Source organism: Bradyrhizobium sp. LB14.3, from assembly GCF_040547985.1.
Classification (GTDB): Bacteria; Pseudomonadota; Alphaproteobacteria; order Rhizobiales; family Xanthobacteraceae; genus Bradyrhizobium.
The window spans coordinates 1-24,706 of sequence record NZ_JBEPQT010000032.1 but is presented as its reverse complement, the minus strand read 5'-3'; the positions used below and the strand labels follow the sequence as shown (position 1 = coordinate 24,706).

Sequence of the window (24,706 nt, the reverse complement as noted above, 5' to 3'; positions counted from 1 at the left end):
GCGCCCTCGATTTAATACCGCCGCAAGATCTCATTGAACTTAGGATCGGTTACCTGCGTGGCCTCCAGAAGCAGCGATTTGCCTTGTGGCGTTGCCTGCACGTAGGCGGCGATCAGGAGCGGCTCGTAACTAGAACGGTGGGCAAGCGCCGAGCGAATGTCCGACTGCGCCAGCAGCTTGATCTCATCGTCGGCTGCGGCCGCGCTCGACGTTACGGTTTGGACCCGGGAGAAGGCAACGGCCATCGGCACGGCTCCGGCCAAGTAAGACATTTTCACTGCAGGCGTTACCGGCTCGCCGGATTGAGCTTTCAGCGTGCCTAGCGTGAGCCATAGCGCGGGACGGATGGGCGATATTTTCAAGGCGGCAACCACAGCGCCTTGGGCCGCCTTGTTCTCGGTCGCTCGGCCGTTCGCATCGGCTGAGGGATGGTGAAGAATGTCCGCGGCTTTCGCTGCGGCGTAGTTCGCGAGCAAGTCGCCATCGAACGAAAAGGTCGCCAGTACCGCCGACGTCGCTACAATGGCCTTGTCGGGCGGAATCTCGCCAAAGAATAAATCGCTCGCCCGAAAGTTTGGCCGCGTGAGATCGCCGTAGGATCCCAATCCTGCATGAAGCAGCAGAAGCACTGCGGCGCAGAAGCCGATGACGCGAAGCAGGGACATATGGTTCATGATCGACTTCGAAATATTCGGGTGAGGCGGACCGAGTAGGCTGACAGCTCTACGGTCGCCTTAAATTGCCAGCAGACTATCGCCTTGGATCGTGAGGAGCGTCAAGTTGCCGGTCGCATAAGCGCCGGTGTCGATGTTGATCCGGTTGGGGCGGATATCGGGAGCGCTGACCGGGGTATGACCGTGGACGACATACTTACCGAAGCGTCGCTCGGACTCGAGAAATTCCTCGCGGATCCAGAGCAGATCCTCTTCCTTTTGACGATCGAGGGCTATGCCCGGCTTGACGCCGGCGTGAACAAAAAAGAAATCACCACACACAAAGGAGGTGCGGAGTTGCTGAAGAAATGAAAGATGCTCCGACGGGAGCGCACGCCTCAATCCTTCGATCAACTCAATCTGCTCCTCAGCCGTCGGATTCATCGTCGGGTTAATGCCATAGGAAACAAGGGTCAGCAGGCCTCCATAATGGCGCCACTCCTGCAGGCGTGCCGGATCCTTGAGGACCTCGAGCAGGAAGACCTCGTGGTTGCCTTTGAGGCAAACGGTCTCGTGCGACTTCGAGCGCTCGATCAGGAGGTCAAGCACGGCGCGTGAGTCCGGGCCCCGGTCGACGTAATCGCCAAGAAACACCTGGATGGCTCGTTGGGGAGCAGAGCGCGCAAGGTCGGCGTCGATGACGGTTAAGAGGGACTGAAGCAAGTCGGCCCGCCCATGCACGTCTCCGATGGCATAGATACGAACGCCATCGGGAAGCCGCGGCTTAATATTTTTACGAAAGCGTTTGGAAAGGCCCATCAGGTCGGTCGAATCGCATCTGCCGTCGCGAGCGGAACGTCGCGATCGCTCTTAGCAGAACAAGTCACATATCGGTATTCTTAATTGTTTCTGACAGACTCGCGGCTGTTTTGATTAAAGGATCGCTGGGCCCTTGAGCCGTATTTCAAGACGTCTCGCGTAGCGTTTCCCCAACAAGAACGGGGAGCGTGACATGCGCAAAGTTGTAAAGTTCCTGGCGGCCGTGGCCGCTGTTGTGGTGGCTGTTGGGGTCCAGCAGAGCGCGAGGGCCGCCTTCGTCGGTGCGCCGTTGGGGCTGCGCGGTGCCATGCAATACATCAAGTTCGACCAGCCCACGCTGGCGCCGATGGCGTTCACGATCTTTTGCCTAAAGTACAAGGATGAGTGTAAGCCGCGACCGCAGCACATCGTGTTCAGGGGCGGGCGTCTGAAACTCACGGCGGAGCGTATGGCCCAGCTTCAGGAGGTCAATCAGCAGGTCAACAGCGCGATCCGGCCGGAGCCCAATCTGGAAGGGCTGCGCGGAGAGAAATGGCTGCTTCATCCGACGAGCGGCGACTGCAACGACTATGCCGTGACAAAACGCCACGATCTGATCGCCAAGGGCTTTCCTGCGCGTTCGGTGTTGCTCGGCGAGGTCGTGGTGCCTTGGGGTGAGCATCATCTCGTAGTCGTGGTGCGGACCTCCTCCGGCGATCTCGTGCTGGACAACCTTTCCGGGCACATCCTGCCGTGGTCGAAGAAGTCCTATCGCTGGGTCCGCATTCAGACGCCCAATAACCCGACCTACTGGGCCTCACTCGGCGATCGCAACGCCTGATGACGGCATTACGGCTGGCAGATTTCTGCCGGCTGTGGTCTGCCATCGCGCGCAGCTCCACAGGAGCGGCGGCCCCTGGCAAGGCCCGTTTCGCGAAATCTTCTGACCCGCCAGGATTGGTGCGCTCACTCCGCTCAACGTCGCTGCACGCTTCGTCCTCGCCAGCTTTCCGTACGCGACTGCGGGCGCCAGAACATCGGCGACCGCAGAAAGCAGGAACCTCAGCCGCTAATTCCCGGAAGCTTGGCCGGTCGTAGGATGATCTACGTGCGGGCGAGTTCGATAACCAGGGAACTAATGCATCCGAAGGTTGTTGTTTGACATTCAGTCGGTGAGCCATACTTTGAAAGGTGTTTTGTGAATTTCCCCTCCACACGAACGGGAAGCACAAGATGCGCAAGGCTGCAAGATTCCTGGCGATCGTCTCGATCGTATCGATTTGGGCTCCACACGGTGCGGAGGCGGACCTGATAACCGCGCCGATGGAATTGCGCGGCGTAATTCAATACATCACATTCGACGCGCCGACGCTGCCGCCTATGGCATTCACGATCTTCTGCCTCAGATACAAGAAGGAGTGCAGGCCTCACCGGATACCGTTTAGGGGCGGACGGCTCAAGCTGACGCCTCAGCGCTGGACCGAACTCAACCAGGTCAACCGTCAGGTGAATCTTGCGATCCAACCCCAACCGAATCTGGAGGGCTTGGCAGGAGAGAAGTGGCTTCTGCATCCTGCGAGTGGCGACTGCAACGACTATGCCGTAACAAAACGCCACGATTTGATCGCGAAGGGCTTTCCGGCGCGCTCGGTGCTGCTCAGCGAGGTCGTGGTGCCTTCGGGCGAGCATCATCTCTTAGTCGTGGTGCGCACCTTCTCCGGCGATCTCGTGCTGGACAGTCTCACCGGGGGCATCCTGCCCTGGTCGAAGAAGCCCTATCGCTGGGTCCGCATTCAGACGCCGAAGAACCCGAATTACTGGGCGTCACTCGGCGGCGATCGCGACGCCTGATGACCCGCACTATCGCAAGGACCGGCTGACGCTCTGCGACAGTCCCAGTCCGACGATCACTGAAAGGCACAGGATTGCCGCCGGGTACAGCAGTCCTGGACCGGCCAAGCCCTGAATCAGCGCAAAGACAAGGCAGGCCGCGGCCGTCGCAGGGAAGAACGAGTCGCGTCCGCGCTGCAAAGCGCCCAAGAAAAGTCGCGCCAGAGCTGTCACGCCCACCAGCAGCGCGGCAGCCAGGCCAATCCATCCCGTGTCCGTAAAGATCGCCATCGCGGCTGATGGCGCCGTTAAAGTCGCACCGGAATTGCTCTGGTAGATCCTGCCTAAGGCCGCAAAGGTCCCTGCGCCCGCACCGAACCATCGGGTGTCGGCCAACATTCGTTCAAGCGCGGCTCTCGTTTCAGCACCTATATCCGGGACAAGCCGCAAGAGGATGGAGCCGGAACTCTTCTCGAAGAGGAAGGTCAGGACGATGGTCGCTCCGATCAATGCGGCAACGGACAGCGCGCCTGCAGCCAGGGGCGACAGGTCAAGCCGGCGAATGACAAGGATCAGCAAGATCAGCACAACACCGAAGCTTGCCGCGATCGCGCTGTTCGTGCCGGACAAGCCAAAGATCGCAATAGCCCCTGCGAGAGCGCCGACGAGACCGCAAAGGCCGATCGCAATCGAGCGAACGAGCGAGTGACGCGTTTCGGCCCGCTCAGCGGCCAACTGCATGACCGCCAAATTCAGCATAGTGCCGAGGCCGGCAAAGGTTGTCGCCAGGTCGAAGGGGGCGGTGGCCACAAGTCCCGGCGAGAGCCGATTCAGACCCAAAGCCAGGGCGCAGACTGTGGCTATTCCGCTCAAGACGAATAGAACCAGCTCGGCGCGGCCACGGTCGCGGACCACGACAATCGTAACCCCGACCAGAGAGAGAGCAGCAAGCGCCAAGAAAAGCGCGTTCAGCGTCAATCCGATATCGGCCGTGACCGGCCCAAATGGCAGGCCACCCAATGCCTCCTGCACACTCGCCCAGATCGGATGCGCCCAGCGGAGCCAAAGCGGCGCCAACTGGGCTGCGATACCAAGCGGAATGGCGATCAGAACCCAGTGGCCCCACCCCGTGGCACGCAGATAGTGCTCGTAGTCGGCCTTTCGTGCGCTGAAGGCTGCTGCCAATAGGCTCAGCGCCGCAGCCATCATCCCGAGCTGCGCGCCGAACTTGGCGCCGGCAATTTCGAGAGCTGAAGCGGAAACAATAGCAAGGATGAGGGCAAAATAAGCGAGGGACAAACAGCGCGCTCGAAGGAATCCTGAACCGGTCAGGGCACCATACAAGCCGTCGATCGGTTTTCAAACAGAGGTCTGCTCTCGACGAACGGGAAGTCTCGCACGCAACGAAGCTTTGCCCAGCGGGTTCTCAGGCGAGCTCCTGAATGTCTCAGCGAAGAGGTCAGCGAACGGTGTTGACCGGCCGAGCAAACACGCGGCCGGCACGAGCGGCGGCCAAGCCAAAGCGAGCGGCCGAGCCGAAGAGATAGCCGGCCTGGAGAGCAACGGCCGCGAGCACCAGGTTCTTCAGGCCTTCAAGCAAGCTGACATCGACCATCAATCCAACCGGGATGGCGGCAAGCCCCATGACCAAGGTCAATGGCAAAAGCACCAGGACCCGAAAGCGCTGGCCCAGCACAGCGCCTGTAAGAAAGCTGAAAATCAAAACCTCAGTCATCCGAAACACTCCGTCCTCCGGACCTTAGGTTCCGCACCCTAAAAAGAGCCTTAAGCTGTATGGCCAAATTCTGCCTATTGGCCGCAATTTGTCAGCAGCGAATGATAGGCCTCCCGGAGCCCGTTCAGGGCCACCATGCCCTTGATCTCGCTGTCGCTTTCCTGGACCACCACCGAAAGCGAGGGCGTCGTCTGCCACTTGCCTGCGGCAAAGGCGGAGACCTCATCGGGCAAGAGGACTGCAGCGCCTGCCGCCGCCATGCTGGCCTCGAATGTCAGGGTGCCACCCATTGCTGAGGTGATTGTGACCTTGGGGTGGCTCTTGGGTGAGAAGGGACGGATCAAGGGCAGCAGGACGTCAATCTTACCCCTGGGCGCGCAGCGGACGATCAAGCCCGCAAAGTCCGGGTCCGATTGGGTGGTATCCGCCGTCTTCATGATAGAGGCGAAGCTTTCTCCGTCCTTGGGCCCTTGGGTTCGGGTGAACTTCCAGCTGGAGGAGGGTGCCGCTACCCGGATCTGTGGTCGGCTCAGGCAAGCGAGCTCAGAAGCCGACGCGGCGATACATGCGGCCTGGGAGCCTAAAGCCAAAAACAATGCTCCAATCGCGAAAAGCGCCACGTCAGACGTCCACCCACGGGTATGAGCTGGGTTTCTAGCAGAAGCTTGGAGCGCTGGGGAGCCGCCGGCTCCGCGGGCGATTGCCTGATTTGCGCGCACACGGATTATAACAAACGGTCACAAAGGCTTAACGCTGGTTCCTGTAAGTTGCGCAAACGCAACACTCGCGGCCGGATCGCGCCATCGGGCCCGCATTTGGGCTTCAAAGCCTTGCCGGAGTTCGCAGCGCGCCGTACCAATTGAGTCAATTGGGGAACCACTAGGCCTATTCATGCATGCATTTGCGACGACTCGTGTTTTGAAGCTGACGCTTTTGCTCGTCGGTTTGGCGCTTGGCGCCTGCTCGACCAACCCGGGTTCTGGTCCTCTGACGGACGACGTCAATAACCATATCCAAACGGAAAGCGCGCCGGCCTACGAGCTCGTACCGCTCAACCCGGCCACCGTGAACATACTGCACAGCCATGAGCCCAAGGGGCTTGCGGGTGCGTTCACGGACAAGCGGCCGCCGGCCAGCATCGTGTTCGGGATTGGCGACGTCGTCGCCGTCACCATCTTCGAAGCCGCGGCGGGTGGTCTGTTCATCCCGGCGGAGGCCGGCGTCCGACCGGGCAACTTCGTGACCATCCCCGATCAATCGGTCGACAACGACGGCTTCATCACCGTGCCCTATGCCGGTCAGGTCAAGGCCGCGGGCCTTACGTCGGTCCAAATCCAGCGCGCAATCGTTGAAAAGATCGCCAACCGCGCCATCGAGCCGCAGGTTGTGGTTGCGATGTCCTCGCAGCGGACCCAGCTCATCAGCGTGCTTGGCGAGGTCAACGCGCCGGCGCGTTATCCGGCGAGCGCCGCGGGTGCGAAGGACAAGGTGCTCGACGCGATTACCCGCGCTGGCGGCATTAAGGGCCAGGGCTTCGAGACCTGGGTCATGCTGGAGCGTGGCGGGCGGCGCGCCACCGTGCCGTTCGAGAATCTCGTGATGGCGCCCGAGAACAACATTTATGTTCGTCCGGACGACAGCATCTACGTCTATCGCGAACAGCAGAAATTCCTGGCGTTCGGTGCCAGTGGTCAGAGCGGCGAGTTCAACTTTGATGCCTGGCGCATCAACCTTGGCGAAGCGGTCGGCAAGGCTGGTGGTCTTCTGGATGGTCAGGCTGATCCGGCTTCCGTCTACCTCTATCGCCGCGAGCCGCGTGAGGTTGCTGCCCAGCTCGGCATCGATGTTAGCAGGTACACAAGCGAGACGATCCCGGTCATCTTCAACGTGAACTTCCGCGATCCGGGTGGCTTCTTCCTCGCCACCAAGGTGATGATGAAGAACCAGGACATCATTTACGTATCGAACTCGCGCAACGTCGAAGTCGCCAAGTTCCTGACCTACCTCCGTGTGATCATGGCGACCGGCAACGATGCTGTGAATCTCGGCAACAATGCGCTCATCTTCCGCAACAACATCAAGTTGGCGCCGTAGGGCGGGGCCAACCTGATCCACGACATCCGATGGCGCCGGGGCTTTGTCCCGGTGCCATTTTCGTTTAGCAATCCCTGTTTGGGCTATGGATCAAGGCACCACTGAGCAAGGCGTGCCGATCATCGGTCACCCCGCAGTGTTGCGAGGGGCGTCATGCGGTTTGGACAGCAGGCATTCTGGTGTTTTCTGACCCTCATCATCGGGGGGCCTGTTTTGTTCGATCACGCTGCCGGTGCGACGGGGGAGTTCGGAGTACGCCACCGGATCGATGTAGTGGTCTCTGCCGAGCCCGACGCGCCGATCTTTCAGCGCCTTCGGGGTGCCAAGGGCGAAGTTTCATTCACAGTCCGGCTGTCGGCGAATTCCAAGGAGAGCCGGTTCTTCGGGATGCTGCACCCGTCCTTTCCGGATATCGTTGTGCCCGAGGGAGCGGGCAAACCTCTCGTCCAACAAACAAAGCTATGGGAGGAGGAGGTCTGCCATCAGCGGCGCGGCCTGCCCAAGATTACCGTTACCAAGCTCGGCGGCCAATTTGGCGAGGGGGAGGGGCGGGTCGAGATAAGCGGCATCAACCGCCATGTCGGCCTTCTGGTGCCGCCCGACGAATTAACCCCGGGAATAAAACTCGATCCGGGCCGTGATAGCCTGGGGACATTCTATGCATTTCGAGCGCAGACCCGGAACAGCCGCCTTAACGTGGATCTGAAAATCTATCCGATCGATTGCTTCCTCTAGAAGCTAGAGCAAAGGCCGGCTTAACCGACAATGCGCCTTCGGCTTCCCAACATAAGCTGGTCTTGGAGCTGGCCTGCGACCTTTATCCTGCTCTTCGTCGTGGCTGCCGCGCCGTTTCCGTTTGGCTCGACCAATGATCTATCGATCGCGTTCTGGTGCCTGTGTCTCAGCACGGCATTGATCTTCGCGCCGACGCGAGACTTGCGACAGCCGCACTTGTGGATGATCGCGGGCATCGGAATTATCGTTGCCGCCTACGCGTTCGTCTTACACGAGCAGCTATCCGACAGCCCTTGGGTCGCGCCGTTCCAGCCGATCTGGAAGCAGGCGTCGGATCTGTTGGGTGTTCCGATCGCCCCCTCGGCGTCCATCGTCAAGAACGAGGCGTTCTTCGCGCTGGGTGCGCCGCTTGCCAATATTCTGGCGATCCTCCTTGGAATTATCGTCGGAGTCAACCGCGAGCGCGCCCGCCGCATGCTGTGGGTCATCGCCATCTCTGGAGCGCTCTACGCGCTGTACGGTCTCGCGTCGTTCCTGATCGAGCCCACCATGATCTTGTGGAGGGACAAGACTGCATACCTCGGCAGCGTCACCGGGACCTTCATCAACCGCAACACGGCGGCGGCCTATTTCGGCTCCGGCGCGGTGATCTGGATGCTGCTGATCCTGGAAAAGGTTCGGCGCCGCATTCCGGAGCGCAGGCTCATATGGAAAAACGTCTCGCGCGATCTTTCCGACATCCCTCCGAGCGAGATCTTGCCCCATCTGCTGGCGTTCCTAGTCTGTCTGATGGCGATGTTCATGACAGGTTCGCGCGCGGGCGTAGGCCTGTCGCTGCTTGCGATGATCGTCGCCTTCACCGTGTTCTTGCGCAGGGATCTGCCGACGCGATCCGGGATCGCGCTCGCGCTTGTTGCAGGCGCGGCCATCGCACTTGGCCTGCTGCAGTTCCTCGGTGGGCGGGTGAGCACCCGGTTCGATTCACAAGGGCTTGCTGATGAGGGGCGGATGGAAGCCTGGAAGTCTACCCTGCGGATCATCGGCGATAACCCGTGGTTCGGGACGGGGATGGGCACGTTCAGGTGGGCGTTTCCGCCTTATCGGAGCTCTAACATTTCCATTTACGGGGTCTGGGACCGCGCGCATTCGACGCCCCTCGAACTGACTTCCGAAGTGGGGATTCCTCTGGCGCTCCTGATTGCGATCGCCTGGGCTGTCATATTCATTGTCTTGGCCAGAGGGGTGTTAAGTCGGCGGCGAGACGCCATCATCCCGCTCGCGGCGGCGGCCACTGCCAGCCTGTCCGTGCTGCATTCCTCGCTGGACTTCACACTACAGATACCCGGCTATTCCATTCCGTTTTTCGCCCTTTCTGGCGTCGGGCTGGCGCAGTCCTTCCGCACCGGGCAGGCGCAAGGGGAGAGGACGAGATCGCAATCGCTGTTGAGATGGACCAAGAGAGCGCAAACCTGGGACGCTGCTCCCGAATTGCCTGAGCATGCTCGGGAAATCCGCAAAACTGTCAGGCTTTGAAGCACTTAAGACTTTAACGATGTTATCACATCTGGTGGACAGTCGCTGACTGTTTCGATAGGGTCCGCATGATGATTTTAACAATGGTTGGTTAACTATGGTTTCGAGCGGCTTGTTTCAGGGGGTATCTATGAGCGTTATCAGGTTTACGCTTCGGGTGGTTTTCGCCGCGCTATTTGCCATGACGGTTACCGCTGCAGCCAATGCGGCGATCTACCCGCCGAACCGGCAGCTTCCGGCCTCAATGATTTCTGATTTCAAGGCCTCGCCCACGAGCCTTCTGCAACAGTTTACGTCGGGCGGCGCCCAATTGATCTCGCGGGCACGCGATCTCGGGGCCTCTGATCCGACGACGGTGCCGGCCTTGATCGCGCTGCTAAAGGATCCTGCAATTACGAAGGATCAGATGCGAGCAATCGTGGCCGGACTCGCGCAGGTTGCGCGCATGGCGGCGCAGCAGGATCAGGCATTCGCCAACGAAATCCAGAACGCGATCGCAGGCACCGGAAACCCCGACGTGATCGCTGCCTACCAGGCCGCAACCGGCGACGTCTCGATCGCAGCGACCGGCGGCGGCGCCGGCGGTGGTGGAACCGGCTCCGGCGGCGCTACGGGCAATAGCAACTCTGGGGGCGGCGGATCGAGCGGCAGCGCCTTCTCGTTTGGCGGACTACATTACCCAAATACGGCGACAAACTACACCGGCTCGACCAGTGGCTCGAACGTCGGCCAGTCGGTCAGTCCTTGATACATTGAACTTTCAAGCCACCGTCATCATTTCGATGTAAGTAGCCTAGCTTCGCTGGTGGTGTCTGCCGAAAAACGAAATAGCGCTCAGCGGCGCTGTTTTGTTTAGGTCCGGTTAGCTTCGCTCCATTTATCGGGTGTGTTACGCGTCCCGTGGTCCTTCCAGGTTCATTTCCCAGGTAGCGCCATGCTAGAGCTGGTTCGCGTTCAGAAGACAGCGGACATGAGGCCGACGTAAATTCAAATGCGGCATGGCTCTCGCCGACGCAGGATTGGTTTTGGAAATTGCTCCATGCTGCAGGTAAATAAACCGACCGCCGAGATCAACCGTGCGATCGGTGACGCCGAGGAGTCCTCCGCCCAGACGCTCAGCACGTTTGTCGGCATGATCAGGCGTCAGCTCCCGACTATGCTGGCGATTGTCTCGGCTTGCCTCATCGTTGCACTACTCTATCTGTTCACTGCCGCTCCGCGGTACAGCTCCACTGCATCGATAGTAATCGATACTCGGAAGGTGCAGCTGTTTCAGTCGCAATCGGGCCTCGGAGATGTCGCAATCGACTCTGCGACGGTCGAGACACAGGTCGAGATCCTTAAATCCGAAAACATCAGCCTCACCGTCATTCGCGACCTGCATCTGATCGACGATCCCGAGTTCGCCGGCGGCGGTGGTGGGTTTCTTGGTGCAGTTCTCAGTTCGGTCACGGGGCTCGGTGGCCATCTTGCGTCAGAGTTCGAATTGACACGTGGAGCGTTGCAACGCTTTGAGAGCAACCGCACCGTTCGGCGAGTTGGTCTGTCCTATGTGATGGAGATTGGCTTCACTTCTTACGATTCGCAGAAGGCGGCGCGGATCGCCAATGCGATCGCGGATGCCTACATTGTTGACCAGCTAGAGGCAAAGTATCAGGCGACGCGTCGTGCCAGCGTCTGGCTGCAGGATCGCATCAAGGAGTTGCGCACCCAGGCTTCCACCGCCCAGAAGGCGGTGGTTGACTTCAAGTCCGCTAACAACATCGTCGATACCGGCAAGGGGCTGATGAATCAACAGCAGCTGACGGAGGTCAATACCCAGCTAATCTCAGCGCGCACGGCATCCGCCGAGGCCAAGGCGCGGCTCAATCGCATGAATGACATGCTGAAGCAGGAGATCCCGGACGCGTCCGTAGCTGACGCATTGAAGAATGAAACGATCATCAAGCTAAGGGGGCAATATGTCGACATTGCTTCGAAAGAGGCAATCTGGTCGGCCAAATACGGGTCGGAACACCTTGCCGCCGTTAACCTCCGAAGGCAGATGGCAGAGATCAAAAGGAACATCACGGACGAACTCAAGCGCATACAGGAATCCTACAAGAGCGACTACGACATCGCAATGACCCGCGAGGAAGCCATCAAGTCGAGCCTTAACAATATCGTGTCGGAATCCCAGCTTACCAATCGGGCGCAGATCCAATTACGCGAACTCGAAAGCAACGCGCAGTCCTATCAGGCGATGTACGATAATTTCTTGCAGCGCTACATGGAGTCCGTGCAGCAGCAGTCGTTCCCAATCACCGAGGCACGAGTTATCAGCACAGCAACGACCCCGCTGGTGAAGAGCTATCCCAAGACCTTGATTGTTCTCGCTGTCGCCTTGCTGGGTGGCCTGATTCTTAGCCTTGGCGCCGCCATGGCGCGCGAGCTTACGGATAAGGTATTCAGGACCACCAGCCAGGTGGAGGAGGCGCTTGGCACAAACTGCATCGCCATCTTGCCGGCATTGGGCGATGCCGCTGGACAGTCCGTGCTTGCTGGCAAGTTCAGCAAGAAGGCTGACGGTCCACGGCCCAATTTATTGCGCTACGTCGTCGACAACCCGCTGTCCCGTTTCGCGGAGGCCGTGCGTTCGCTCAAAGTGGCGGTGGACCTCAATTCGATCGTGCGCGAAAACCGGGTGCTGGCGGTCACGTCGACACTTCCCGACGAAGGCAAAAGCACACTCTCGACCAATTTGGCGCAGTTGATGGCGCATGGTGGTGCGCGCGTGATTCTGGTCGACTCCGATCTGCGTAATCCCTCGCTGTCTCGCGCATTAGTGCCGGACGCGAAATGTGGCCTCGTCGACATCGTCGCGCAGAAGATGCGGCTAGAGGATGTACTGACGGTCGATCCCGAAACGGGGCTTTCGATCCTGCCTGCGGGCACCAGCTCAAAGCTCCTGCATACCAACGAGATCCTCGCCTCGAAGGCAATGCGTGATCTCGTCGGGCTGCTGCGCTCGAAGTTCGACTACGTTGTTCTGGACATGCCGCCGATGGCACCGGTGGTTGATGTGCGCGTCACTACATCGTTTGTCGATTCCTACGTATTCGTTGTCGAGTGGGCCAAGACCAACACAGACCTCATTGTGCATAATCTGCGTGGTGCGCCGGAGATCCAGGATAAACTGCTTGGGGTTGTGCTGAACAAGGCGGACCTCAATGTGCTCGCTCGATACGAATCCTATCATGGCCGCTATGACTCGAAGTACTACGCCCGTTATGGATACACGGAAGACTGAGTAGCAATGCGAAGGGACTGGGTGCGCGCGCCGCTGCTGCTGCTCGGTCTTGTCGGCGTCCTTTGGTTCTACGCTACCCTGCCATCAATTTGGTTAGCGGCGCCGGTTCGCGACGTGACGGCACAGATACTTTCGGATGATCGATTCAAGTCGGGTACCCTCAGCAAGCTGGTAGCACAGATTGCAGTGCGGCCAAGCTTAATGGTCGAGCCAAGCGACTTCGTGCGGGGAGAAGCGCTTATACTACTTCGCACGAGCGAGGAAATGATAGGAAGGAAGAGCCCGGAGGACGCGGACCGAAAGGTGGAGGCCGCCACAGACAAGGTCAAGTATTCGCTTTCCGTCAATCCGACGGATGCTTTTCTCTGGCTGATGCTTTACTCCACGGCCATAAGTCGCGACGGTCTCGATTTTCGCAACATCAAATACCTTGATCAGTCCTATGTGATTGCACCTTTCGAAGGCTGGATTGTTCTCAGGCGTAATAGGGTGGGACTTGCGCTATTTCAGTCATTAAGTGAGGCAACTCAGCAAAACGTTCTTACCGAGTTCGGCGCGATGATCAATAGTGGTTTCATCGATGATGCAGCGATGAATCTCGAGGGTGTGGGTTGGGCCGAGCGTGATCGGCTCCTCACAACCTTAGAGCGGGCAAATGAGATTCCGCGGGAGGCCTTCGCCAGAAGGTTAGCTCGCGACGGTGTGAAAGCAATCGTGCCTGGCGTTGAAATTGATCAGAGGTCATGGCGATGATCTAGAAGATCGCGGATCGAACCAAGTTCGTCGCCGCGATCGCGGTCCCGCTACAACTTGTTTTACTTACGACAATTCACGCGCAAAACTGGCGACTAAAGTACGTCGAAGGGCTATCAGGCAAGGATGGGAGCGCTCGCGAGCGCCACATCCACCATGCTTGAATTTAGAAGCGGTTGCCCGCTCGCGTCATAGATCCCGGTTTTTGACCAAGCGGTAAATTTCAAAAAACTGTGCCAGACGGAGGTTATTAATTCAATTCAGACAGATCAAACGAGCCTTCGGTTAGTGGATGTGGCCCGGCAGATACGATTTTAGGAACTGTCGGGGATACAGTACTTTCGCTGTTCAATAATCCAATGTCAGACAAGCAAGCGGCATTATTGAGTCGATCGTGAAAGACCTCACGAGCAATTGAGCGAGAATCGACGTTCCGGAGCAAGCGACGTTTGTGTTCGCAGATCCTTAGAGGCTGAGGCCTTTAATAGGCTGAAGGTCGACCGATGACCACGATCGTGCGTAGCAGGATTGAGAGGTCCAACAACAAGCTCCAGTTATTGATGTACCAGAGATCATGCTCGACACGCTTCTCCATCATCTCAAGCGCGTTTGTTTCGCCACGGTAGCCATTCACTTGCGCCCAACCGGTGATGCCGGGTTTTACGTGATGACGGAAGGCGTATTGGCCGATGATTTGCTCGTATTCGGAATTATGGGCGGCGGCATGGGGGCGGGGGCCGACCAGCGACATGTCGCCTTTGAGCACATTGATGAGCTGAGGCAGCTCGTCGATCGAGGTCTTGCGCAGCCATTTGCCGATAAAGGTCACGCGCGGGTCATTCTTCGTTGCTTGGACGATGCAGGGCCCATCCTCCATCACGCGCATGGTGCGAAACTTGAAGATCCGAAAAGCGCGCCCGCCGAAGCCGTTGCGCGTCTGCCGGAAGAGCACCGGCCCGCGGGAGCTTGTCTTAATTAGAACAGTCGTTAAAAGCAGGACTGGTGCAAAGACGACCAGCGCCAGCGAGGCGCCGAGTAGATCGAGCGTGCGCTTTAGGGCGCACTCCTTCCAGCTCAGCGGCGCGCGCCGCAATTCGGCCGTCCACGTGCCGCCGGCATTGATCTGCGGGTAGCGCATAAATCGCGAAACATTCGCATCGGGCAGCAGATGCACCGGAATGGGCAATATCTTCAGTCTTTCCAGGATGCTGTCGATCGCGTGCTGGCGTTCCCAGTTCACCAAGAGAAACACCCTGTCAATCTGGTTCTCCCGTGCGTAACCGACTAGCTCCTCGAAGCGGGAACCAACCTGAGACATCAGGAGCGGCGAGGCGAGCTCCCGGGGGCGGATCTCCAGAATCCGCATCACGCGGTAGCCGTGCTGGCAAAGCTCCATCATCGCGGCCGATGAGGCTGGCAAGCCGAACTCGGCGATGACGATCACGGGGGTGTTGGCAAACCCGCCGTTGCGCAACGCATTCGCCGTCCAGCGCGCCGCCGCAGCCTTCAGGGCTAAGAGCACGATGAGCCCGACTACATAGAACGAGATCATCGCGCCACGGGAAAACTCGTCACTCGCCTTCATGGTAAAGGCAACCGCAAGTAGCGCCGCAAACACTCCGGTCCAGGTTGTGAGCGTAATCCGCCATTGTCGTTTAAGGTTGGTAATGTCCTTCAGCCGATAGCCGTGCTGAACAGTGATTAGTAGACCGAAATTGACCGCCACGAGCAGGCTCGCGGCGGTATAGAATTCCGTCTTGCCGAGGGGCGATCGGGTATAGAGGTGATATATTATCGCGCAACCAACGCCACAGGCTATGATCAGGAGGCCATCCCCGAGCATCATCAGCTGCTCGACAACCGAGGGACGCAGCCAGCGCCGCGCCGGCCGCGAGGAGGGTGCGGCCGGGTTGTCGGAAATTCGGGAATCTGGTTTTCGCTCGATATTAGGGTCGTAGAATGCAAACGTCATAGTTCTGAAATCCGAAGTCGTTCCGAAACTATTAGCAGTATCAGATATGCGTTTGAACAAAATCGCCGCAAACCAGTGATCAGAGAAAAGTAACCTTACCGCTGTCAGCCTAGCGCGACACATCCAATCCTTCAACTGATGCGCAAGTACCGGAGGAGTTTACAGGTGACTCGAATGCGATCGCGGCGAAGAGTGAGAATTAGATGCCGTCGCCTCACGCTAACGGCTCTTGTTCTCACAGGCGTCGCGGGAGCGCTGATTTTGGCGCTTGGGCCGGAGGCGCTGCCGGCAAGGCGGCCCCATGAATCGACCGCGCGGCTCAGCCTGCTACTAGACGGCTCCTTCGGGGCGCGGTTTGCTGGAGAGATGATCGCACAAAGGGAAGGGCTTTTCGAGCCAAATATCAAGCTGCGCTCCGACCCGGGCGATCCGGATTTTGTTGCGCGAGTTGCACGCGAGCGCGCCATTGGCGTTACAAGCGGCCAGAAATTCCTGCTGGCGGCTTGGAGCGGCGTCCCCGTCACCGCATTCGGGGCAAGCTTGCTTGATACGACCACCGTGATCTTCACCCTGGAAAGCTCCGAGCTTCGCCGCCCCAGCGATCTGGTGGGAAAACGGGTTGGGTATCGGAAGGGGAGCGAGGGGGAGGTGGTATTTGATGCAATGATGGCGCAACTCGGCCTCCCTCGCAGCCAGACACCTAAAGTCACTGATCAAGATACGTTTGACGCGCTCCGAGCCGGCGAGGTGGACGCGATTATCGCTACGGTCGGCCAGCAGCCGAGCCCCTCAGATCCCGGCTACGTCCGATTAAATGTGATCAAACCTCAGGAATACGGCATTCATGTCCCCGGAATGGTATATTTCGCCGCTTCTGGTCTGATTCACGATCGCCCCTCAACCATAGCGCAGATATGCGAAGGCCTCATCAAGGGTTGGCAGTTCGTCTATGGTGACTATTCACGCAGCGTGCCTATTCTCGTTAGCTTTGATCCGGAAAGGCTGAAAGGGGATCGCCTCAAGTTTGAGCTGCAGCAACAGCGCGACCTGGTCCTCCCGACCGGCGGCCGCATCGCGGATTATGATGAAAGCCGCTGGAGGACTCTGCGTGATATCCTAGTCTTTGCGAGGCTCGGCGAGGACGATGTGCCCCTTGCCCTATCCGTCAATTACCAGTTCTTGCGGGATGTCTATCGTCGTTCGCCCGATTTAGCTGGGCCGAGAGCTTGGAACGGGGAGAACTAAGGTCAAAAGAGTAAAACTTGTGCGCTGTATTGTCCCAAGCCGCAATTCCGACTCTGCGTCGTTGCCTTCAACTCCATCGGTTGATACCCTAGTGTTCTTTCTAGGCATTTTTGGGGTAACACGGATCTCGTTCGTTGCTGAACTGGCTCTCGTTTGGAGAGCAGCGTAACACAGGTCTCGTCGGGGGCAAGGGAGCTTTAGAATGTTAAAGTCGTTCGCGCGGGTAGGTCTTTTGGCTTTGGCCGCTGTAGTTTGTACGCAAAGCGACGCCAGTGCCGCCGTGCACATGCCCGGTAGCGCAGCTATGCTGACGGTCGATAGCAAGGCGCTGCCCGTCACCTTTTGGTCCCATCCTTATCCTTACCGCTATGTCCCTTCGCGTCGGTGTCCGCTAGTGCGGGTGGAGACGCCTTATGGCTGGTACCGGGATCGCGTCTGCGTATCTTCGGGCGGACCGATTCTGCGCCGCGCGTACTGATCGCTGCGGACTTAGATCTCATTTCTTTGATCTATGGGACATACATCCGTTCCAGGACGCCTTAATTGGGTTTGCTATCGATTTAACGCATCGATTGTGGAGCGGCTTCCCAACAGGGTCGTCGAGAACGAACCGCAATTGGTGGCGACGCAAATCTGACGTGTCGCGGATGACTTCGATGAAGCTTATCGCAAAAACCTGCGGGTTGATCCGCTCGGTGATCGGTCAGGCTTGAACGCGAATGCCAAAGCTTGGCCTGGTGCCTCGCGCAAAACAATCGCAGATCAACGCGGCTCCGAATCTCGCATCACCCGGACTTTCGGATTCCGCACAGCAGACGAACCGGGAGGCCCGAAGACAATCGATACTATGCTGGGGTTGCGCCAGAGAAGCTCACATCGAATGTTTCCCGGACTGTTATGAGCTTGTCTGCTCGAAACTGTGCAATGTTAGACCGATAGCGCCTTCGTTGATACTGAGCCGCGGCAACGCACGTTTTAGGACTCGATAAGGATATCTGCTTGCCTGGCAACGTAGCTTGGGGGCACGGGGCCTCGGCTTGGGCAACACTGCTGATGAGGTATTATTAGTTATGCGGATCGCGCTTGTAGCGTACGGATGTGAGCCGAACAAAGGCTCTGAGCAGGGCGTTGGCTGGACTTGGGCGAAAGAAATTTGTGCCAGGGGTCATGACGTAGTCGTCTACACACACGGCAGTCAGCGAGAGGCTATAGAGCGGGCGCCTCCCGTTCCGGGGTTGCACTTTTGCTATCATCAACTAGGGCAAGGACCTCTGGAGCATCGGAACCGCGCGGTTCACCAGTTGCAATATACGCTCTGGCAATGGTCGGTGATGAACCGGATCGTTCGAGACGCAGAGCGGGAGCCAATTGACCTCGTTCACTTTCTTACATGGGGTGGGGTGCGAATGCCCGTATTCGGCTGGCGGTCCAGCATACCATATATCATTGGTCCAGTTGGCGGCGGCGAGGAGGCGCCTCTCGTCTACTGCTTGAGACTTGGCGTGCGCGTCTTTGCCAAGGAAGTAGTTCGAAAAGTTCTCAATCGACTGTGTCTGATAGATCCACTACTTGCGATCGCTTATCGTCACGCGACGCAGATTTATGCCAAGACGTCAGAGTCGAGAAATTTGGTAGTTCCGTCTGCTCGCCATAGTTGCTTCGTGCGATCGGAAATCGGTGCGAAGGAGGAGCTCTTGTCGATCCCTCTGCCCGATACCACCGATTGTAGCAACCGAGCTCTGCGTTTGGTATTCGTCGGGCGTCTTTTGTATTGGAAGTGTCCACTAACGGTCGTTGCAGTCTATCGTGAACTGCTTCGGCGAGGACTGATGGCAGAATTGACGATTGTGGGGGCAGGGCCCGAAAAAGAAAGACTCCTTGCTGCTATTCGCAATCTCCCGCCTGAGGGGCGCGTAAACTATCAAGATCGCTTGCCGCAGTCGGAGCTTTTTGCGCTGATGCAAGAACAAGATTTAGCTATGTTTCCGAGCTTGCACGATTCGTCAGGAAACTTCGTCCTGGAGTCGTTATCATGCGGCCTGCCGGTTCTTGCGCTAGCCCTAGGTGGGCCAAGAGAGTTGCTGAAATCAGGTGGCGGTTTGCTGGTGTCGGTTGATGGTCAAGATTTGCAGCAGGTTATCACTGCATTTGTCGACCATATTCAACGCCTAATCCGCACTCGATCAGAACTGGATGCTTTGCGGCAGGCAGCACGAGCAAGCGCCCGCGCACACACTTGGCGGGATGTGGTTGCACGAGTATACGCTCCCTTGGAACTCCAGCTTGAAATGAAACTTCCGCCATGCCATGCAACATCCAAATCGCCTGAGATGCAGACAGATTTCCTTTAATCGCAAATTTGGTCGCAATCCTTCGCATGTCAAAAATTAGGGCCGTTCTTGCTAGGGTGGGGATCTATGTCCTTTGCTTCTTTGACTACGGCGTTCGTAGCTATGGCGCATTAATTTTTGCTGTCGTAATCCTAATTTCGCTGCTGTGCTTGTCACGATCTAGTTGGGCGCTGTTGAAGCCTTTCGTACCACTTTGGCTGGTAACGAGTGCATACATTGCTTTATCATTCGCTCACATTTTGCCTCCAGCGTGGACCGTGCTCTACGAACCGGAAGCAATCTTGCGACAGTCCCTCTGGGTTTTCGAACTACCGTTGATCATCAACCTTGCTAGTTGCTACCTTTCGCTAGCGCTAAAGGGGCACGCCACAAGAGAGTTTGTTATTGTAACCGTACTTCTTCTGGCGAACTTTTGTATTTCTGGAATATTGGTTGCCGATTGGACCTATTCGCAATGGTCTTATGGGCCGTTCGGTTACCTGTGGGCTCCGTTGTCGATCTATCTGATCGTAGCTGGATGGGGTGCCTTTATAGAACCTCGCAGGTTAATTGTAGTGTTATTCTTAATACAAGCTATTGCTGCTACCCTCCTTGCGGATGGCTCGCAGACCCAACTAGCATATCTTACCTTTGCAGCAGTGATAGTTTTTCGGAAACTAGGCCGGCACGTTGCTACGGCCGCTATGATTGGATTATTAGGCTTGATTGTCTCAGGATATGCTTGGGCTTGGATTGACCCATCGGCGGTCACTCTTCGCGATGCTGCAATACGGGCTCTTATGGCAAAGAACGCCTTCTATGCAGCTGAGCAAACCAGCTTCGTAGGGGTCGGCTTCGGGACTGAATCGCTGCAGAATTACTATCCAGAAATTGGGGTCCAATCATTCAACTCTCTTGATGAATCATTCGTCCTGATAGGTACGCATAATGTGTTCTTTGATATTTTGATGCGCATGGGTGTGCTTGGGCTAGCCGCGTTTCTCTGGGCGCTGTTTTCACTCGGGTATCCGGCAGGCGGAAGCGAACGTATTTCCTCATACCGAAAGCTCTTGTTCGCAATCATGGTTTTGAACCTATCTGTGAACGTCGCTCTTCAATCCCCGTTTCATATGGGAGGCGTCGCGGTAATGCTTGCCGCATCGTTCGTAGTTTCTCAACGCCCGCAACTTCGCTCCGCTCCAAGTCGATCCGCCTCCCGAAGGATAGAGGCAGTTGGACTATTGCCGGTTTGATCGACGCCGATATGGTGGTGATGAAGCATTAACATGGGAAACGACTATGTGAATTCTAGTGTGGTCCGAATTGGATCGCGCGGCGGCCATGCGTGTGAGTCTTGCCAGGCGGGTCACATCGACGTTCTGCGGAACGACAAAGACCCCGACAGCCGACCTCGTGTCGGCCAACTTGCTGAATCAGCAGTTCGTCGCCTGCCGATCCAACTTGAAATGGATCATCAATCAAAAAAAGGAGAGTGCGCACAAAGAACCAGGAGATGATGTCATGGCATTTGTCTGAGTTTCCATCGGCGTTTGTACCGATGGTGCTCGACGATCAAGTATTTTAGCCAGTTGAGTTGGAGCAATCAGCTGCGCGCCCATCAAAACGGGCAATTTCGACAGCAGCGTACGCATGCGAGCGCTACACGCTCCGCAAACGACTCACTATTTAGGGGGCAAATTTGGTTGAGCGGAATAAAGAATTTCCACCTCGGGCGTGGATCCTAGGGCTACCGATCAGCGTAGTTTCCATGTCAACCGCACTCGAGTGGCTGGGTAAGATGATTGCTCAGAAGAGCGGCGGGTATGTTTGTGTTACTGACGTGAGCAATATAATGGTGGCCCAAGATAATAAAGCGCATCGCGAGGTGCTGCTTGGATCTCGAATGATCCTGCCCGATGGCACCCCTTTGAGCTGGATTGCGCGGCTTCGGGGATGCCAAGGGATGCGTCGTGTCTGCGGGCCGGACTTGATGCTAGCAGCATTCGAGGCTTCCGTTAAAACCAGATGGCGGCATTACTTGTTGGGAGGCGATGCAGACGTCCCTGAGTTGTTGAAGAGCCGTCTTGAACAAAGCTTCCCTGGTGCCGAGATAGCCGGGGCATATTCACCGCCATTTCGGCCGTTGTCTGAGGAGGAGGACAAAGAACTGGTGGCGCGAATTATAGAATCTAAGCCAGACATTTTATGGGTCGGGCTGGGTTGTCCGAAGCAAGAAAAGTGGATGTCGGATCATGAGCATGTCCTCAAGAATATCGTACAGATCGGTGTCGGTGCAGCTTTCAACTTCCATTCGGGAAAGATCGTTCGCGCTCCAAGATTGATGCGAAACAATGGACTCGAGTGGCTACATAGGTTGGCCTCGGAGCCACGACGCCTTTGGCGGCGATACGTGCTACTCGCGCCGAAGTTTGTATGGGCGTCATTGGTTGAGACCACTTTAGGTTCATATCGTAGATTCGAATGACGGTACATCGCGCGGGTGCTTTTTTGGGGCGCCTTAGGAAAGTCATTGGCTTGGAGCTAGTGTCGCTGATCGCATGGCAGATTGCTAACTATGCGATACCGTTGGCGCTGTTACCCTACTTTGGCCGAGTCCTTGGCGTGAGTGGATTCGGCGTGTACGGGATTGCGCTCGGCGTTCTAAATGTTTGTATGATGATAACCGATTGGGGATTTCTCTACACGTCACAGCGTGCTTTGGTAGAGGCGTCGGGCGAAATTGCAAGAGAGCGAGACATAGTCTGGGAAACCGCAACCGCAAAGCTAATGCTTGCCCTTTTATGCTCTTTGGCGCTTTTCGCCATCGTGGCATGGCTTGGCTTTAAAAGCCCCTATGCTATCCCACTATTGGCAGGCATTCCTGCGCTTATCGCAAACGCACTTTCGTTGGAGTGGCTTCTTCGGGCAAAAGAAATGTTCTCGACGTTCGCTGTAGCTTCTGTTGCAGGCCGTGCGTTCTCAATTCCTTTTGCTTTGCTCACTGTAAAATCTCCTTATGATTCTGCCTGGGCGATCGCATCGGTGTCGTTTGGATTGCTCCTCGCGGCGGTTCTCAGCATTGTGCTAGCTCGGGGAGTTAAGTTCGGTGCGATTCAATTCCCAGTCACCCGCGCACTATATCGGATCCGAGACGGCTTGCCATTGTTCATACCTCTGGCGGCAGTAAATCTATACACTGTTATGATCCCACCGCTCGTTGGCGTGTTATCGGGGCCGTCGCAAGCCGGCCTTTACACGGGAGCCGACAGGATGAAAGCTGCGGCTCGGATGCTGTTCTACCCATTGACCATTGTCGCATATCCGAGGATTAACAATCTGCGTGTGAACGATCCCGTCGCGCTAAGATCCTACCTTCCTCGCCTGATAACTGTGATGTTCTTCAGTAGTGCAGCGATTTGTTCCGTGCTGGCGCTGTCGGCCAAGCTCGTCGTGTACATGTTTCTAGGCCAGGACTTCTACGAAGCGGTAATCGTACTACAAGTGCTTGCTGCCGGCGCTTTCGTCTCAAGTTTGTCAACCCTTTTAGGGACAAACGTTCTTGTTGCACTTGGAATGAATCGTGCATTTCTCGTCTCTCATTTGATTGGTATCGGGATTGGGGTTGCGGTAGTAATTGCGATGACAAATGCACATGGAGCACTAGGTGCCGCGATTGGTGTTCTCTTTGGAGAATCAGTTACGCTTGCAGTGCTCGCCATCAGCATCGTTCGCTCTGAGCCATGGGTTTTCGGTCGTGCTTAATGTGCGGGTACAATCCCGTTCTGCTCCTGCGAAATCGGAAATAAGCGCAATCGCATAGGGCATCTTCGTTGGACCATTAGTATTAAGAAACGATACAGTTGGACAGCTTTCAGCACTCAGTTTAGTCACGTTGACCATCAACCATTTCGTGGAAACCTCCGCCATCGATGAGGAATCGGACCATCCTCTTCAAGGCACACCGTCCGCTCAAAGAAAGAAATGCGAGAAAGGGAATTTTATGACTAAGACGGCTCTGGTTTGCGGAGCAGGCGGCTTTATCGGAGGCCATCTGGTAAAGCGTCTCAAACGTGAAGGCTTTTGGGTGCGCGGCGTGGATCTGAAATTTCCACCATACGCCGAGACGGAGGCCGATGATTTCGTCATAGGCGACCTTCGAGATGCGCATTTCTGTAGGCAGATTGCCGATCGCAAGTTTGACGAAGTGTTCCAGCTCGCGGCCGATATGGGGGGCGCTGGTTACATCTTTACGGGAGAGCACGATGCCGACGTGATGCACAATTCCGCAACCATAAATCTTAACATGCTAGACGCATGTCAAAAACGCAATGTGCGCGGCCTGTTTTATTCCTCCTCCGCTTGTATGTATCCGGAGCACAATCAGATGGACCCCAGCAATCCAAATTGTGCTGAGGACTCCGCGTATCCCGCTGCACCTGACAGCGAATATGGCTGGGAGAAACTGTTTTCGGAGAGACTCTATTTGGCTTACAATCGCAATTACGCCATGCGTAATCGAGTCGCGCGATACCACAATATCTTCGGCCCGGAAGGAACGTGGGAAGGTGGTAAGGAGAAGGCTCCTGCCGCAGTGTGCAGAAAGGTCGCGCAAGTCTCAAATGGCGGCGAGGTAGAGATCTGGGGTGACGGGACGCAAACTCGCTCCTTTCTTTATATCGATGAATGTTTAGAAGGAACCATTCGACTGACTCGGTCTGATTTTGAAGGACCCGTCAACGTTGGGTCGGAGGAGATGGTCACAATTAACCAACTCGTCGATTTAGTCGCAGACATCGCAGGCAAAAGAATCTTGAAGAGGCACATACCCGGACCACTTGGTGTCCGTGGGCGGAATTCAGATAATCGATTGATCGAACAGAAGCTGGGTTGGAAGCCTTCGGCGGCACTTCGTTCAGGTCTTGCTAAGACCTACCAATGGATTGAGCTGCAGGTGCGCAGGAATCGAGCGGCTGCTTAATCGACAAAGGGGAAAATAGTCGCCTGGCGCAGGCCGAGAGCTGGTGATGGGCAATAGGGGCTATTCCACTGATCATCTGCAGTGTCCTCGTGAGTTCTGTTGCGACAGGTTTGCGCGAAGTATATCTTGAGTGACCCAAGCCCAAAAGATCATCCAGTGATGGGTAGAATCCTTTGGATCATTTGAGCCTGTGTGGCTCCGCGATGCAACGGGGCGGGCGCGGAGCCTTCGACACAGCGCAACGTCCCGTCCCGGTGCATGTCGAAGGCTGATTGCTTGGCTCAAGTTGAGGCGGCAAGTTGCCGATCCCGTTGTGCGGAGGCAAGGTGTTGTGATCATCCTACCATTTGAGCGGTAGCTCCCAGCATGATCGAGTGACGAGAACAATGACTCTTCAACAACTCATCGCGTACCCTCCAAGGAAGCTTTCCGCAAAGGCAATCTGCTGCGGCTTGCCCGGCGCGATGTAGTCCTGCACCATGCGCAAGACCAAACATCGGGGCATCGCTCGCGTCGCCGCCGACTTCCTGCATAATCTGATCGCCTATAACCTGATCCGAATTCCAAAACTGCTCGCCGCATAGCCACCCCGCGCCGGCGCACACCCAATACCAAGCTAGAATTACATCCAACTCTACCGCGCCGCTCCAAAAACGACCGGCGGAATGTCATTCGGCCTGCAATATTGACCCCCTAAGCCGGGGGATCGGCGTCCAAAATTGACCCCCTACAGGTTGGTCTGTTGCGCTGCCTGCTTCGTC

Annotated in this window: 21 protein-coding genes; 14 read left to right on the top strand and 7 right to left on the bottom strand. The window is 56.9% G+C overall.

Going from position 1 to position 24,706, the window contains the following annotated elements:
* Positions 1–11: 11 nt before the first annotated feature.
* Both ABIB00_RS33710 and ABIB00_RS33705 read right to left on the bottom strand, forming a co-directional pair.
* Positions 12–674, bottom strand: coding sequence for a hypothetical protein (locus tag ABIB00_RS33710; RefSeq protein WP_354107340.1), 663 nt, complete (start codon positions 672–674; stop codon positions 12–14).
* A gap of 60 nt (positions 675–734) precedes the next feature.
* Complete coding sequence (locus ABIB00_RS33705; RefSeq protein WP_354107339.1) at positions 735–1,472, bottom strand: metallophosphoesterase family protein; 738 nt, start codon at positions 1,470–1,472, stop codon at positions 735–737.
* A gap of 193 nt (positions 1,473–1,665) precedes the next feature.
* Here ABIB00_RS33705 and ABIB00_RS33700 point away from each other — a divergent pair, with 193 nt between their 5' ends.
* On the top strand, positions 1,666–2,292 hold the full coding sequence (locus ABIB00_RS33700; RefSeq protein WP_354107338.1) for a transglutaminase-like cysteine peptidase: 627 nt from the start codon (positions 1,666–1,668) through the stop codon (positions 2,290–2,292).
* A 392-nt stretch (positions 2,293–2,684) separates the two neighbouring features.
* Entirely contained in the window at positions 2,685–3,302 is a 618-nt protein-coding gene (locus ABIB00_RS33695; protein ID WP_354107337.1) for a transglutaminase-like cysteine peptidase, read from the top strand.
* Between the two features lie 9 nt (positions 3,303–3,311).
* On the opposite strand, the gene ABIB00_RS33690 is transcribed toward ABIB00_RS33695, so the two are convergent.
* The 3 genes from ABIB00_RS33690 to ABIB00_RS33680 all read right to left on the bottom strand — a co-directional run bounded on the left by ABIB00_RS33690 (position 3,312) and on the right by ABIB00_RS33680 (position 5,636).
* Positions 3,312–4,580: a hypothetical protein gene (locus ABIB00_RS33690; RefSeq protein WP_354107336.1), complete on the bottom strand. Its 1,269-nt coding sequence runs from the start codon at positions 4,578–4,580 to the stop codon at positions 3,312–3,314.
* Between the two features lie 160 nt (positions 4,581–4,740).
* Complete coding sequence (locus ABIB00_RS33685; RefSeq protein ID WP_354107335.1) at positions 4,741–5,016, bottom strand: hypothetical protein; 276 nt, start codon at positions 5,014–5,016, stop codon at positions 4,741–4,743.
* 74 nt (positions 5,017–5,090) lie between these two features.
* On the bottom strand, positions 5,091–5,636 hold the full coding sequence (locus ABIB00_RS33680; protein ID WP_354107334.1) for a hypothetical protein: 546 nt from the start codon (positions 5,634–5,636) through the stop codon (positions 5,091–5,093).
* A 271-nt stretch (positions 5,637–5,907) separates the two neighbouring features.
* Between ABIB00_RS33680 and ABIB00_RS33675 the strand changes: the two genes are divergently transcribed.
* The 6 genes from ABIB00_RS33675 to ABIB00_RS33650 all read left to right on the top strand — a co-directional run bounded on the left by ABIB00_RS33675 (position 5,908) and on the right by ABIB00_RS33650 (position 13,420).
* Positions 5,908–7,110 carry a polysaccharide biosynthesis/export family protein gene (locus ABIB00_RS33675; protein WP_354107333.1) on the top strand — a complete coding sequence of 401 codons (1,203 nt, stop codon included), beginning with the start codon at positions 5,908–5,910 and terminating at the stop codon, positions 7,108–7,110.
* Positions 7,111–7,263: 153 nt separating this feature from the next.
* Complete coding sequence (locus ABIB00_RS33670; RefSeq protein ID WP_354107332.1) at positions 7,264–7,845, top strand: hypothetical protein; 582 nt, start codon at positions 7,264–7,266, stop codon at positions 7,843–7,845.
* Between the two features lie 30 nt (positions 7,846–7,875).
* A complete protein-coding gene (locus tag ABIB00_RS33665) occupies positions 7,876–9,378 on the top strand; it encodes an O-antigen ligase family protein (protein WP_354107331.1) in 1,503 nt (500 codons plus the stop codon).
* A gap of 97 nt (positions 9,379–9,475) precedes the next feature.
* Positions 9,476–10,126: a hypothetical protein gene (locus tag ABIB00_RS33660; RefSeq protein ID WP_354107330.1), complete on the top strand. Its 651-nt coding sequence runs from the start codon at positions 9,476–9,478 to the stop codon at positions 10,124–10,126.
* A 291-nt stretch (positions 10,127–10,417) separates the two neighbouring features.
* Entirely contained in the window at positions 10,418–12,667 is a 2,250-nt protein-coding gene (locus ABIB00_RS33655) for a polysaccharide biosynthesis tyrosine autokinase (RefSeq protein WP_354107329.1), read from the top strand.
* 21 nt (positions 12,668–12,688) lie between these two features.
* On the top strand, positions 12,689–13,420 hold the full coding sequence (locus ABIB00_RS33650; protein ID WP_354107328.1) for a hypothetical protein: 732 nt from the start codon (positions 12,689–12,691) through the stop codon (positions 13,418–13,420).
* A gap of 481 nt (positions 13,421–13,901) precedes the next feature.
* Here ABIB00_RS33650 and ABIB00_RS33645 read toward each other — a convergent pair whose 3' ends face one another.
* Positions 13,902–15,392 carry an undecaprenyl-phosphate glucose phosphotransferase gene (locus tag ABIB00_RS33645; RefSeq protein ID WP_354107327.1) on the bottom strand — a complete coding sequence of 497 codons (1,491 nt, stop codon included), beginning with the start codon at positions 15,390–15,392 and terminating at the stop codon, positions 13,902–13,904.
* 261 nt (positions 15,393–15,653) lie between these two features.
* Here ABIB00_RS33645 and ABIB00_RS33640 point away from each other — a divergent pair, with 261 nt between their 5' ends.
* The 3 genes from ABIB00_RS33640 to ABIB00_RS33630 all read left to right on the top strand — a co-directional run bounded on the left by ABIB00_RS33640 (position 15,654) and on the right by ABIB00_RS33630 (position 20,220).
* Positions 15,654–16,637: an ABC transporter substrate-binding protein gene (locus tag ABIB00_RS33640; protein WP_354047362.1), complete on the top strand. Its 984-nt coding sequence runs from the start codon at positions 15,654–15,656 to the stop codon at positions 16,635–16,637.
* 1,502 nt (positions 16,638–18,139) lie between these two features.
* Positions 18,140–18,988 (top strand): glycosyltransferase family 4 protein, encoded by an 849-nt coding sequence (locus ABIB00_RS33635; protein ID WP_354107326.1) that lies wholly within the window; start codon positions 18,140–18,142, stop codon positions 18,986–18,988.
* 314 nt (positions 18,989–19,302) lie between these two features.
* Positions 19,303–20,220: an O-antigen ligase family protein gene (locus tag ABIB00_RS33630; RefSeq protein ID WP_354107325.1), complete on the top strand. Its 918-nt coding sequence runs from the start codon at positions 19,303–19,305 to the stop codon at positions 20,218–20,220.
* Between the two features lie 225 nt (positions 20,221–20,445).
* On the opposite strand, the gene ABIB00_RS33625 is transcribed toward ABIB00_RS33630, so the two are convergent.
* Positions 20,446–20,619, bottom strand: a complete 174-nt coding sequence (locus ABIB00_RS33625) for a hypothetical protein (protein WP_354107324.1) — start codon at positions 20,617–20,619, stop codon at positions 20,446–20,448.
* Positions 20,620–20,666: 47 nt separating this feature from the next.
* On the opposite strand from ABIB00_RS33625, the gene ABIB00_RS33620 reads away from it, so the two are divergent.
* From ABIB00_RS33620 to ABIB00_RS33610, 3 genes are all read left to right on the top strand, one after another.
* Entirely contained in the window at positions 20,667–21,452 is a 786-nt protein-coding gene (locus ABIB00_RS33620) for a WecB/TagA/CpsF family glycosyltransferase (RefSeq protein ID WP_502917756.1), read from the top strand.
* Positions 21,449–22,729 carry an oligosaccharide flippase family protein gene (locus ABIB00_RS33615; protein ID WP_354107323.1) on the top strand — a complete coding sequence of 427 codons (1,281 nt, stop codon included), beginning with the start codon at positions 21,449–21,451 and terminating at the stop codon, positions 22,727–22,729. The genes ABIB00_RS33620 and ABIB00_RS33615 overlap by 4 nt, the downstream gene beginning before the upstream one ends.
* A gap of 238 nt (positions 22,730–22,967) precedes the next feature.
* Positions 22,968–23,945: an NAD-dependent epimerase/dehydratase family protein gene (locus ABIB00_RS33610; RefSeq protein ID WP_502917757.1), complete on the top strand. Its 978-nt coding sequence runs from the start codon at positions 22,968–22,970 to the stop codon at positions 23,943–23,945.
* Positions 23,946–24,706: the final 761 nt, after the last annotated feature.

Excerpts from the sequence above, each read along its gene's own strand:
- ABIB00_RS33625 (WP_354107324.1), bottom strand. The coding sequence starts at position 20,619 with ATGCGTACGCTGCTGTCGAAATTGCCCGTTTTGATGGGCGCGCAGCTG.
- ABIB00_RS33675 (WP_354107333.1), top strand. The coding sequence starts at position 5,908 with ATGCATGCATTTGCGACGACTCGTGTTTTGAAGCTGACGCTTTTGCTC.
- ABIB00_RS33695 (WP_354107337.1), top strand. The coding sequence starts at position 2,685 with ATGCGCAAGGCTGCAAGATTCCTGGCGATCGTCTCGATCGTATCGATT.
- ABIB00_RS33700 (WP_354107338.1), top strand. The coding sequence starts at position 1,666 with ATGCGCAAAGTTGTAAAGTTCCTGGCGGCCGTGGCCGCTGTTGTGGTG.
- ABIB00_RS33660 (WP_354107330.1), top strand. The coding sequence starts at position 9,476 with ATGGTTTCGAGCGGCTTGTTTCAGGGGGTATCTATGAGCGTTATCAGG.
- ABIB00_RS33710 (WP_354107340.1), bottom strand. The coding sequence starts at position 674 with ATGAACCATATGTCCCTGCTTCGCGTCATCGGCTTCTGCGCCGCAGTG.
- ABIB00_RS33645 (WP_354107327.1), bottom strand. The coding sequence starts at position 15,392 with ATGACGTTTGCATTCTACGACCCTAATATCGAGCGAAAACCAGATTCC.
- ABIB00_RS33665 (WP_354107331.1), top strand. The coding sequence starts at position 7,876 with ATGCGCCTTCGGCTTCCCAACATAAGCTGGTCTTGGAGCTGGCCTGCG.
- ABIB00_RS33655 (WP_354107329.1), top strand. The coding sequence starts at position 10,418 with ATGCTGCAGGTAAATAAACCGACCGCCGAGATCAACCGTGCGATCGGT.
- ABIB00_RS33705 (WP_354107339.1), bottom strand. The coding sequence starts at position 1,472 with ATGGGCCTTTCCAAACGCTTTCGTAAAAATATTAAGCCGCGGCTTCCC.
- ABIB00_RS33685 (WP_354107335.1), bottom strand. The coding sequence starts at position 5,016 with ATGACTGAGGTTTTGATTTTCAGCTTTCTTACAGGCGCTGTGCTGGGC.
- ABIB00_RS33610 (WP_502917757.1), top strand. The coding sequence starts at position 22,968 with ATGACTAAGACGGCTCTGGTTTGCGGAGCAGGCGGCTTTATCGGAGGC.
- ABIB00_RS33670 (WP_354107332.1), top strand. The coding sequence starts at position 7,264 with ATGCGGTTTGGACAGCAGGCATTCTGGTGTTTTCTGACCCTCATCATC.
- ABIB00_RS33615 (WP_354107323.1), top strand. The coding sequence starts at position 21,449 with ATGACGGTACATCGCGCGGGTGCTTTTTTGGGGCGCCTTAGGAAAGTC.